Source organism: uncultured Psychroserpens sp., assembly GCF_947503375.1.
Lineage (GTDB): Bacteria > Bacteroidota > Bacteroidia > Flavobacteriales > Flavobacteriaceae > Psychroserpens.
The window spans coordinates 228,592-241,087 of sequence record NZ_CANNDQ010000001.1 but is presented as its reverse complement, the minus strand read 5'-3'; the positions used below and the strand labels follow the sequence as shown (position 1 = coordinate 241,087).

The 12,496-nt window shown below is 30.7% G+C and carries 7 protein-coding genes; 6 read left to right on the top strand and 1 reads right to left on the bottom strand.

The window, feature by feature from the left end:
* Window positions 1-4: 4 nt before the first annotated feature.
* Window positions 5-1,909 carry a tetratricopeptide repeat protein gene (locus Q0876_RS01015; RefSeq protein ID WP_299223136.1) on the bottom strand — a complete coding sequence of 635 codons (1,905 nt, stop codon included), beginning with the start codon at window positions 1,907-1,909 and terminating at the stop codon, window positions 5-7.
* 315 nt (window positions 1,910-2,224) lie between these two features.
* Between Q0876_RS01015 and Q0876_RS01010 the strand changes: the two genes are divergently transcribed.
* The 6 genes from Q0876_RS01010 (at window position 2,225) to Q0876_RS00985 (ending at window position 12,488) form a co-directional block, all read left to right on the top strand.
* Entirely contained in the window at window positions 2,225-2,374 is a 150-nt protein-coding gene (locus Q0876_RS01010; RefSeq protein WP_299223133.1) for a hypothetical protein, read from the top strand.
* Window positions 2,375-2,503: 129 nt separating this feature from the next.
* The gene (locus Q0876_RS01005) at window positions 2,504-4,006 is read left to right on the top strand and encodes a tetratricopeptide repeat protein (RefSeq protein ID WP_299223131.1); all 1,503 of its coding nucleotides are present in this window, start codon (window positions 2,504-2,506) and stop codon (window positions 4,004-4,006) included.
* 131 nt (window positions 4,007-4,137) lie between these two features.
* Window positions 4,138-8,082: an RHS repeat-associated core domain-containing protein gene (locus tag Q0876_RS01000; RefSeq protein ID WP_299223129.1), complete on the top strand. Its 3,945-nt coding sequence runs from the start codon at window positions 4,138-4,140 to the stop codon at window positions 8,080-8,082.
* A 359-nt stretch (window positions 8,083-8,441) separates the two neighbouring features.
* Window positions 8,442-8,903: a T9SS type A sorting domain-containing protein gene (locus Q0876_RS00995; RefSeq protein WP_299223127.1), complete on the top strand. Its 462-nt coding sequence runs from the start codon at window positions 8,442-8,444 to the stop codon at window positions 8,901-8,903.
* Between the two features lie 2 nt (window positions 8,904-8,905).
* Window positions 8,906-9,493: a hypothetical protein gene (locus Q0876_RS00990; protein WP_299223126.1), complete on the top strand. Its 588-nt coding sequence runs from the start codon at window positions 8,906-8,908 to the stop codon at window positions 9,491-9,493.
* A gap of 4 nt (window positions 9,494-9,497) precedes the next feature.
* The gene (locus tag Q0876_RS00985; RefSeq protein WP_299223124.1) at window positions 9,498-12,488 is read left to right on the top strand and encodes a type IV secretion system DNA-binding domain-containing protein; all 2,991 of its coding nucleotides are present in this window, start codon (window positions 9,498-9,500) and stop codon (window positions 12,486-12,488) included.
* The last annotated feature ends 8 nt before the right edge of the window (window positions 12,489-12,496 follow it).

Here is a 12,496-nt window from a genome sequence, read left to right as displayed (position 1 = left end):
GTAATTAGCTTTTTGGAAATTTAATATTTATGGTTACTCCATCGTTTCCATTAAGTGAAAATGTTCCTTTAAGTTGTCGAGATAGAAGCTCCATTACCTCAATTCCAAATGATTCTGAGGTAGAGATTTTGAAATCTAAAGGCAAACCACATCCATTATCAGATAATTTTAAACAATAAAAGTCTTTTTGACAGATAAAAGTAACCTCTATTATGCTTAACTTTTCAGGTCTATTGTCATTAAAAGCATGTTTGAAAGAGTTTGTTAAAAATTCATTTATGATCAACCCTAAAGGAAATGATTTATCGGGATGAATAAATATAGTTTCATCAATATTTATAATTATATCTATTGTTTTTTTATCAAATGTGGCTGTTATGTTTTTAGCTAAATTTCGAGTGTATTTTTTCAAATTTAGTTTACTGACATCATTGCCAACATGCAGTTGACTATGAACCTGATTAATACTATCTATTCTATTCTGTAGTTCATCTAATTTTCTTTGAGTATTTATATCTATTTCCTGTCCTTTCGTAACGTCAATAAAAGAATTTATAATTGCAAGATTATTCTTAACTCTATGATGCATCTCTTTTTGAAGATTCTCGATGATAATCCGCTGCCTTGTATTTTTTCTATAAAAAAGCCAGAAAATAAATAATGTTAGAAGAGATGATATGAGACCTATAATTAGAAGCCATCTTCGTTTACTTTCTTTTACTAAAGTCAATTCCTGTTCAGTATTTAACTGCTTTAATAAGAGGTTCTCTTTTTCTTTTTTTTCTGTTTTGAATTTAGTTTCAATTTCGAGATATTTACTATTTAAAGAGGCTTGATAGATACTGTCTTGTTGTAATAAAGTTTTCTGAAATCGACTTTTAAGATTCTCATTGCTAAGTTGACTTGCATTTTTGACATCTATGGCATTTTTATGCTCCTCGGTATATTTAGCTAGAGCTTTGTTTTGGGTAACATTAATTATTGGGTTTTTAATTACATCAAAGTTTTCTTTCACTAGTTTTGAAGCAGTTTCAATCTTTATTGAATCTGATAAAGTTTGATTCTTTTCTACTTCCGTAATAGCGTTAGTATTTGATATTAGTTTCTTTAAATCATTATTGATCTCTAATTGATTCATTATAGGAATTAACTCATATCCTATTTTAATGGCTTCCTCAGTTTTTCCCAGAAAAAAATAAGCTTTCGATAAATGACCTTTTGCCATAATTATTCCTTTATTATTAGACTTTTTTTCAAAAACCAAAATTGCTCTTTTGAGTATATCTTCAGCTTTTTCATGATTACCTTTTTCTATGTTTAATTGCCCTAGATAGGTTGTAATAAATGCTGCTTGGAGGGTATCACCTTTTTGTTCGGCAAGCTCCAATGATTCAATAAAATAATTATGTGCATTTTTGTAATCTTTTTGTGATAAAAAAATCAAACCTATATCACTCTTCGTTAAGACGATTTGCTTTGTGTTTTTTGATAATAGAGCATAGTCTAGAGATTTAATTGCATTTACCATCGCACTATCAATTTTTGAATTTGTGAAATATAGAGATGCTTTATTATGATATTTTAAAGACTTAGATAAACTAGAGCTTGAGTTAATACAAAGTTTATCTGCTTTTTGATAGTAGTGATTTGCAGAATCCAAAACTCTAGCATTTTGATAAGCATTGCCAATCAAATATGTCACTTCAATTTTTCTGTCTAAATGTTCATGTGGAATTATTTTTAATGCTCTTTGAAGGTTATTTATAGCACTAAAATATTTCCCCTTATTAATTAAGTTAACACCTTCTTGTTTTGCTTGGTTAAAGGCTATAATACTATCGTGTTGTGTCGATTGTGCCAGTATACTGAATGAAGTAAGTAAAATTATTAAAACGTAGATTTTAAACATCTTGGATAAATTTCTTATAAGATATTTAATGTCAGTCAAACAAACTATTTGATTAATAAATAGAATACAATTTCACCCCTTGGGGTGTTTTGATTTGTAGACTGAGAAATATATTCTCATGTAAATTCATATAGTTAACATGTAAAAATGAACCATTTTCATATTGGGTACTGTCCTAAGGAAAGAGCATTATAAATTGGTGGAAGAATAACCACTGAAAAGAACGGTTTTCTGAATGAGCGTCTTGCAAGACATATTGTGCAATTCCTAATAGCCAGAATCCTAGGCACTGAATTAGGAAGTAAAAGTACTACTATGAGAACACACACTCTAAGTCTTTTATTTGCATTGCTAGTCATGGGAGTAGCTTTAACCTCTTGTTCTGTAGATAATGAAGATTTAATTCCAGCATACAGCACTGGGGATGAAGTTGATGACACCATAGAGCCTTTTGAAGGTGACTAGCTTAAAGATAAACCTCTTTGAAATTTTCAAAGAGGTTTTATTTTAAGAGATTCTATTCCATATCTTTGAGATCTATCAACTGTTATAATGACCTATCTTAACTCAAACAATTTTTTAAAGTACTTCATATTGTTATTTGCCATTGTAAATGTGTCATTATGTGCGCAAAATAATGACAAATTTTCAATCAAAAACTATCATCAAACTTTTGAACTAGCTAATGATTCAATAAAAAATCAACTTTTAAAAGAGTGCTTAAGACAAGCATATATTAATGAGGAATGGTCATTGTTTCACAAGTGTCGATTTGATCATATGACTTTATGCGAAAGATTAGGTGATACTTTAGCACAAGCTAAAACTCTAGAATATAGTGGTGCTTATTTTCAAAAACAATTAGAGATGGATAGTGCTTACTATTATTATACTAAAAGCTCATTCCTTTATGATGCTTTAAAAGATTCTATTAGTTTAGGGAGAGTCCTTGTTAATACAGCTATTTTACAAAAGAATATTCGCGATTATGTTGGGAGTGAGTCTACCTCATTTAGAGCCCTAACATATTTAACTAATTATGAAAATAAAAAAGTTATATCATCAATATATAATAACTTAGGGATTGTATATAATAATCTAAAAGATAAAGATAATGCTCTTAGATATCATAAAGATGCATTATTAATGAGAAAGAGTATTACCAAGAAACCATTTCTTTATTTACAATCCTTAAATAATATTGGAAAAGTATATAAGGATTATGCGCAATATCAAGACGCTTCGGAATATTTTATTAGAATTTTAAATGAAGATAGCTTGTTATCGAAATCTCCGAAATTTAAAGCTACAGTAATGGACAATCATGGGCATAATCTTTTTAAGATAGGAGACGTAGCTCTAGGGCTAGATTTTATGAAGCAAGCATTAAAGATTAGAGAAGAAAAAAGTGATGAGGATGGTATTGTAATCAATAGCATTCATTTGGCTGAATATTATGTTTCTCAATCAGATACGTCCAAAGCAATTGATTACTTACTTCGTGCAGAGAGGCTCTCAAGAAGAATAAAAAACTACAGAGATTATCTTGTTTCTCTCAATTTTCTTGGTAATCTATATAATGGAGATAAATCCAAAGCATATTTTGCGAAGTATAAATCGATCAGCGACAGTTTAGATATAGTAGATAGAAATAACAGAGATCAATTTGCTCGTATTCGTTTTGATTTGGATAGAAAAGAAAAAACACTAGCTAAAGCAAAGTATAATTTAAAATTAAGAAACAAAATAATTCTAGGATTTACATTAATAATTGCTTCAACTATTGGTTTTTTGTTCTACAAAAAGATTCAGAGAGATAAACTAAAGAGAGATTTTGCAAACGGACTTAAAAAATATCTTATTAATAAATATGAGTTAACGCTTCAAAATATTGAATTTTGGGAGCTATGGATTCAAGGTTTTGATCAACAAAAAATGTCTGAGAAATTATTTATTTCTGTGGATGCTGTAAAATCAAGAAGAAAATCACTTAGAGAAAAGATAGACAGAGTTAAAAAAATTGATGGCAATTTTACGCAAGCCAAGGCTATTTATATCTACAATAAAGAAAAAGAATCCTTCAAAGAAGTCTCTTAAAATTTATAATAGTGAAAAATACTCCTTAATAATCACCCTGAGGGGTGAAATCAAAATCATTAGAATATTTAACTTGGTTTTTGACTCATTTTACACATAGTTTTGATAAATGTAATTCAAAATTATTACCCATGAGATTTTACTTTACTAGTCTAATTATCATCTTGTTTTTACTTGATATTAATGCTCAAACAAGTAAATTAGGATTAACAAATGCAATTTATAGTTCTATATACGGAAGCAATGCTGACCCTGATGATTACCCAGCAGCATCATTTCCAAATATTTTTGTTGATCTTAGCGAAAATTCTGGGTTTAGCAAAAAAGCAAGATTGCTAAGTTATTTAGAGTTTCAAGATGGTATTTCAGTCTTGAGACGTGAAGATCAAAACTTTAATGTTGGTCAAATACCATTTCATGCTAGCATTATTAAAGCTCTCATTGAGGCATTTAATGTACCTTTAATTACAAATGGCTCTGAACCTTACAGTGATGTCAACCAGAATACAATTTATTATGACCATATTGTAACAGCCTATGTATTAGGCATGCTTCCTAATACGTCTCAATTACAACCAGAATTGGGACTCCCATTCAGCGATACATTAGACTATATTGAATTTCTTGAAGCTAATGTTTCGACCCCTACTCAGAGTGAATTATTAGATATTGATAATTACTTTACAACTGGTATATACAATTCATCAACATTAGGGTTTTCTAGAGGAATAGAGCAAGGTGTATTTAATCACTATGCCAAAAATAGTTTCATAATACCTGATAGAAAAATGAATCTAAATTTTTCTCATTTCTACAGTACTCAAATGGTAGAAATGCCTCAATCTTTTTATCCTATTCAACCACTTGGAAGAGGATGGTCACATACTTATAATGCTTACATCGTAAGAGAAAACAATGTAGGTGAAGACTCAATAGACTACTATTACATTATCTGGCCAGACGGAACAATTGACATATACAATGAAGATGAAAATGAATATGTAACTCTTGGTGTTTATGATGAGTTTGATGATTCGGATAATGATCGTATTGATATTACTAAAAAGAATCAGGTTCGTTATCGATTTGAAAAGCTAGACAATGATAGGAATATTTATTATCTCATTGAAATTGAAGACCCTAACGGAAATGAAATTAATATAGAATACGAAAATGCAGAAGAGGAAGATACTAGACGTATTGAAGAAGTTATTGCTCCATCTGGTAAGCGTTTAGAATTTGAGTATTTGGATGATACTGACCTCATTGAAAAAATTGAAGATCCAATCAATAGAGATATTCATTTTGAATATTCAGGAGTGAATTCAAATTTTGCTTTTCAGTATCCAGTTTTAGTAGCATTTGAGGATGCAAAAAACAACAATACTACTTATCAGTATTATCAAGATAATGAGTATGAACAATATTTAATGTTCAGAATTGATTTACCAAGAGGAAATCAAATTGAAGCTGAGTACGATATCAATGGAAAACTGAGTCAGTATCAAATGAATGATGATGACCCAATTGAAGTTAATATAGAGTTTGATTTTGAAAGTAATACCTTGACTTCTGAAGTACAAACACCATTGCCTAGTGGAGGAATGTTTACTGAAGATTATGCATTTAACGAAAATGGTTTAGTTACAGATTATTCAAGTGATACAGATGAAATTACAATCAATTACCCATCTTCTGGGATTAATGTATTACGTCCAACAGACACAAATTTAAATGGAGTAGATATTGAATATGATTACGATAATAATGGAAACATAACTCGAATTGATAAAGAGAATGGTGATGTTGTGCAAGAGTTTGATTATGATAACAATAATAATCTTGTAGAATATACAGATCCAGAAGGTAATATCACAGAATTTGTTTACGATAATGATGAGAACCTCATTGAAATTATAGACGCTTATAATAACTCAATTTTTTTCACTTATGATTCTCACGGACAATTATTATCACAAACAAACCAAGAAGGAATTACAGTAAATTATACGTATGAAAATGATGGTGCTGTATCAACAATGAATGCACCTGAAAACATCAGTAGTGCATTTACTTACGATGGAATAAATCGACTTTTGGAAAGAGATGATAATGGTCTCATTTCTTCATATGAGTATGATGATAATGATAATATTACTCAAATGATTAACTCGGGTGGTTTTGTGACTGCTTACGATTATGATGAGAATGATAATTTAATACAAATAATGAATGCCAATAATGTTGCGACATCATTTACTTATGACGATGAAGACCGAGTGATTGAAGAACAATTTGGAAATCTAGTAACTCAATTTGATTATGGTGATGAAGGGTATTTAGAAGAAATCACCAAACCTTCAGGCATTGATATTGATTATGACTATGACAATGATGGTCGATTACAAGAAACAGCTACCATTACAGACATCGATTATAATAATAGAAACCTCGTTGATGATATTACCAATGCGTATGGAACAATGGAGTTTGATTATGATAATCTAAACCTACTAGAAAAAGTAACTACAGTTCATGGCTTTGATGTGGAGTATGATTACACAGATACTAATCAAGTTGAAGATTTATTATATCCAAGTATTAATGGAATTGATGTCGAGGTAGATTATCAATATGACAACAAAAATAGAATATGGATTGTTTCCCTAAATAGAAATGTTGGTAGTGGTAATGATATTATTGCAGAATATGAATATTACGATGATGATAGAATTAAGTGGATTGATCTTGGAAACAATATTAGAATAAATTACGACTATGATGAGGCAGGTAGATTGAGATTTATTCAACATGAAAATTTAGATACAAATTCTGTCATGTATACAGGTGCTCACCTTTTAGATAGTAGAGGAAATATTACCGTTAGTAATGACTACTTCACTCCAATTCCTCCAGGCTTTAATCCAGGAGATTCCAGTAATTCCATTAATTTCTCTTATAGTTACGATGAAAACAATCAAATTACATCAGCTGGTGGAGTAAGCTATAACTTAGATGACGATGGGAATACAATAAACGAAGGAGCAGACATATCTTATACCTTTGATATTGATGATCGATTAACAAGTTATTCAGATGTTGACAATACATTTAGTTTTGATTATAATGCTTACAATCAACGTGTAGAAGCAGTGAGAAACGGAGAAACTACAAAGTATATTAGAGATGTTAGGTTAGATAATATACTCGTTGAATTAGATGAGGACAGCAACCCTATACAATATTATGTCTATAGTCCAAGCGGAATGCTTCTTACGAGAATGCAACCCAATGGAGATTTACACTACTATCATGGTGATATAAGAGGGAGTACGGTAATGATGACAGATGAGTTAGGTAACATCACACATCAGTATCGTTATGATGATTTTGGAAGAGTAACTAGAACCTTTGAGCCTGAAAATGATACTAACCAATTTAGATATGTAGGCATCTATGGTGTAGAGTATGAAACAAATGATTTATACTATATGCGAGCACGATACTACGAGCCATCAATTGGTAGGTTCTTATCCGAAGACCCTATTTGGCATATTAATTTATATCCTTATGCTGATAATAATCCGATTAGTAGTGTTGATCCGAGTGGTAAGGCTTATGTGGGATATGATATTTGTTCCTCTAGTAGTTCTGAAGTAAAGAGTTTATATTACGATGGTAACTACTTATCAGTTTTAAATTCAGAAGGGAATACAATTTATTCAACTTTTGCAACCTCAGGTAGAGGAAAATATATAAATCAATCTCAGTATCAAAGCCTGAAAAATTTAGGACCTATTCCAGAAGGAACTTACAGTTTAGGAAATGACTGGGATTACATACCAAAATGGAGACAACTAATAAATATTGTTAATCCGCGCAACGGGGACTGGGGAGATTACAACATATCGCTTAAACCAATCGATGGGAATAATAATTGGGGAAGAAATAATTTTTATCTACATGGTGGTTTAATTAATGGTTCAGCAGGCTGTATTGATACGGGTCAAAACATAGGAATTATATATGATTTTATTAAAGAACAAGATGTTACGCAACTTGAAGTTAGATATTAATTTTTTACGATTATTATTTTTTCAATTGATAATATTGAGTGCAGAAATGATGGTGAGAATTGAATTTAAAAATGATCTATTCTTAAGATATTTTTTACAAATTGTGATTCTTTTGTTATTGATTAAAATTATTCTCATGTTCAAAAGCAAATTTAAGAATTATCGTTTAGGTTTTATTAAAAATTTGATCAGTTTATATATAACTTATGAAAGTTTAAATCTTATACAGTATAGTTTAGGTTTGATGCCCAAATATTTTGAGTTGCCCGTTATTCTTGTATTTCTTAAATCATTTACCATCATATCAATATTTCTAATTACTTTATATAGACTCCCAATACGTTTAAAATTTCGTACTTATGAAAACAAAAATTAAATACTTATTAATACTATTTGGCATTTCAGCTAATGCTCAATTACAACAAGAAACAACAACTTACAGTTATGACAACTTGAACCGTTTGGTTCAGGTTGTTTTTAATGATGGCTCAACACATGATTATGTCTACGATAATTTAGGGAATCGAACACAACTGAATATTGAAACCTTAAGTTTAGATGAAGAGGTACTAAAAAACCGAATAATCGTATATCCAAATCCAACTAATAAAATTTTGAATATTCAAATGCCTACTGAACTAGTGTCTAATCAATTAGAGATTCAATTGTTTGACGTTGATGGGAAAATGATCTTAGATCATAATGCCCAAATTGTTGAAAACTCAATATCTATTGATGTTAGTAGGTTTTTAAGTGGAATTTACTTGATACATATAAAAAGTGATAATAAACAATGGTCAAAATTATTCATTAAAAAGTAAATATGATGAATGAGTTTTTCTTTTATTTTACACAATACCTAATCTACATTTTATATGGATTAATCAGTTTTGTTATCCTAAAATTCATTTTCACAAAAACATTAAAGTATTATCATTCTAATTGGAATACTTTGATTGAGGATTTTAATTATTCCACAGAGGATTTTTACCAGTTATTCAAAAAAGAATTGCTGAGTCAAGGCGTAAGTGGCATCAACGCTAATGATGTTTCACTTTATGAAGGGAGTATGTTTTCACAAAGAAGAAGATATATACGCGTAAAATGGAAAGAGTATCAATATGATATTTGTGCAGCACCTTTTGGGAAAGGGTTTTTTGTTTCATGGTGGTTACTCTATAAGAATTCTGTTTTGCAAATTATTATTTCAAAAATCCCATTTATTGGAGGTTGGTTAACGAGAAAATTGTTTCCTGTGACGTATTACAAAATAGATACGGCTAGTATGTTTATGACCTATGCACAATCATCAGTTTTGAAGGTTATTGATGAAATCACTAAGGATAAAGGAATACGTGCAATATCAGAAAATGATCGCAAGCCAATTCTAAACGATATTTTCACACGTTAGGAGTATGTATTCTCCAAGTGAACTAGCCACTATTCAATTTTATCAATGGGAATACCTATACCGTGGATATTACCTTTTTGATGAGCCTGTAGATATTGAAGTCCCATATCGATCTATCAACTCATTTGTTTCTCCAAAAAATAATATAGTCGATGATGGGAAAGCACCTTCTTTATTATCTCAAGCATTGCAGCTTTTTGTAGTACCAAAAAAACCAGAGGAACCAGAGCCAGTTTCATTTAAAGCGATCAAACCACATTATATTTCTGAACCTTCTTCTCTTGTTGGATTCAGATTGTTTTTTGAAAGAAATCAAGAGATAAATCAATTACGAAATATTGAGTTTTTGAATATGCTCACCTTCACCGAGCATTCAATTTCATTTGAAATAGTAGGGAATAGTGATTCAATAGATATTCAAATAGTTTGCGACTACACAGATTGTGATAGGGTTCGATCCCAATTAATCGCATATTTCCCAGATGTAATACTCAAAAGGTTTAAACCAAAAGAATTTAAATTTGATTTTGGTAAAGACATTGCAATTGCTGATTTTGGTTTGAGTGAAGAGTTTGTCAGACCCCTTAATACATCCAGTTCATATGAACTGGACTCGCTAACCTCAATACTTGCAGTTTTTGATATATTGAAAGGAGACGAAGTAGCAATATTTCAAATCATATTTAAAGGAATATCATCTCCACTAGCCAAAGATATTCCCATAGCAGTTAGCGATGGAAAAGGAGGCTCTTTTTTTGCTGATGCTCCAGAAATGACGTTTTGTGCAAAAGAAAAAACATCTACGCCTTTATTTAGTGTTGTATTGAGAGTTGCTACACAAGGAGAGAGTAATAGTAGAAGTTCAGACCTCGCTAGAGATTTTATTAAAAGTATAACTAGCATCTCAGCTTCAGAGTTTAATAAACTCATTCCATTGTCAAATAAAGGATACGATTACGATTTTCATCTATATAATCTTCTTCACAGACAGAGCAATCGGTTAGGCTTTGTATTAAACAGTAAAGAATTATCGACTTTTGTCCATTATCCAAATAAGACAATTGTTTCTCATAAGTTGAGAATCAACCATGGAAAGTCCAAGCTATTACCATGTGAGGCAAAACAACAGAAGTATAGCATTGGACTAAATACTCACAATAACGAAAAGCACGAAGTAAGCTTAAGTGACATTTCTCGTTTGAGTCATACTCATATTATAGGTTCAACGGGAGTTGGGAAATCCACATTGTTAGTCAATTTGGTTTTAGAGGACATAGCTTTTGGTAACGGCTGTGCAATTTTTGATCCTCATGGAGATGTTGTTGAAGATATTTTATTACGCATTCCTGAGAAAAGAAAACATGATGTTATTGTCATTGATCCTTCAGATATTGATTATCCAATTGGATTCAATATTCTTAGTGCTTCATCAGAGATTGAAAAAATCGTATTAAGTTCTGATTTAGTATCATCATTTAAAAAGTTCTCAACTACATGGGGAGATAACATTAACGCAGTGTTTAGTCAAGCTATTGCAGTATTTCTTGAAGGTAATAGAAAAGGGACATTGTTAGATTTAAAACGATTTTTGATTGAAGATGGTTTTCGAAATGAATATCTAAAAGACATCGATGAACCTTCAATATTGTATTATTGGGAGCATGAGTATCAAATGGTGAGAAAGGGAATCGCACCATTACTAACAAGGATAGATACATTTTTAAGACCACGTATTATTAGAAATATGTTTTGTCAAAATGAAGGTATAGATTTTAACGATTGTGTGAACTCAAAGAAGATTGTCTTGATTAAGCTATCTCAAGGATTGATAGGTGAGCAGAACTGCTTTTTATTAGGGTCCATTTTTCTTTCTAAGTTCAATCAAGTCATCCAAGGTAGACAATCTATACCAAAGTCAGAACGAGATCCTTATTATATATATTTAGATGAATTTCAAAACATGATTACACCAAGCATTTTGTCTATTCTAAGTGGCGCTAGAAAATATGGTCTTGGACTTGTTTTGGTACACCAAGAACTTAGTCAGATCTCTGACCCTCAAATTCTCAATTCAGTCATAGCTAATCCATATATTAGAATTTGTTTCCGATTAGGAGATAATGATGCTAAGAGGTTAGAGTCTGGTTTTTCATATTTCGATGCTTCAGACTTGACAACTTTGAGTATTGGTCAAGCTATTGTGAAGCTAGGTGGTAGTGATAATGATTTTAATATAAAGACAATGAAGCTGCCCGAATATGATCAGAAGAGAGCAGAAGTAGTAAAAAAAGAAATTATAAAAAATTCTAGAGATCAATTTGCCAAAGCTAAGGGAGAAGTAGAAGAAATCATACGTGAACGTTTTAGATTATTTAGCAATAAAGAAACAAAACAAAACCCCAAAAAAGTAAGACCAAGAACTCAAAGCAGTGACGTTAAAGAAATCACTTCAAAAGTCATAACCGAAGAGGCGAAAAAACAGATTAAGGAAAGTGAACTAATATCATTAGAATTAAAAGCACATCGTTACCTTCAGAACCTTATTATAAAGATGGGTCAAGATCGGAATTATATAGGTGTCATTGAACATCCAACATCCGATGGAGGAAGAATAGACGTTGTCTTAAGTAATGATGACATAAAAATTGCTTTTGAGGTTTCAGAAACCAACAGTCCATCTTATGAAATTCAAAACATCAAAAAGTGCCTTAAAGAAAAATACAATCTTGTAGTTGTGGTTTCAAAGCGTAAAAATCATTTAGATGATATTGAAAAACTGGCATCTCAGAGGATAAACAAAGCACAACTATCATGTATTCGTTTCATTCTACCAGAGCAGCTTGCGGAACTTTTAGATGACTATATAAAACCTCAAAAGCCCAGAGAAGAAATGATTAAAGGAATTAGAGTAGTTACTGAATATAATAGTGATGAATTAATTAGTCCTCATTCAATAAAAACACATATTTCCAAGCTTTTTAGAAAGAAGAAATAATTACAAAA

Coding starts and splice junctions, on each gene's coding strand:
- Q0876_RS01015 (WP_299223136.1), bottom strand. CDS start 1,909: ATGTTTAAAATCTACGTTTTAATAATTTTACTTACTTCATTCAGTATA.
- Q0876_RS00990 (WP_299223126.1), top strand. CDS start 8,906: ATGATGAATGAGTTTTTCTTTTATTTTACACAATACCTAATCTACATT.
- Q0876_RS01000 (WP_299223129.1), top strand. CDS start 4,138: ATGAGATTTTACTTTACTAGTCTAATTATCATCTTGTTTTTACTTGAT.
- Q0876_RS00995 (WP_299223127.1), top strand. CDS start 8,442: ATGAAAACAAAAATTAAATACTTATTAATACTATTTGGCATTTCAGCT.
- Q0876_RS00985 (WP_299223124.1), top strand. CDS start 9,498: ATGTATTCTCCAAGTGAACTAGCCACTATTCAATTTTATCAATGGGAA.
- Q0876_RS01010 (WP_299223133.1), top strand. CDS start 2,225: ATGAGAACACACACTCTAAGTCTTTTATTTGCATTGCTAGTCATGGGA.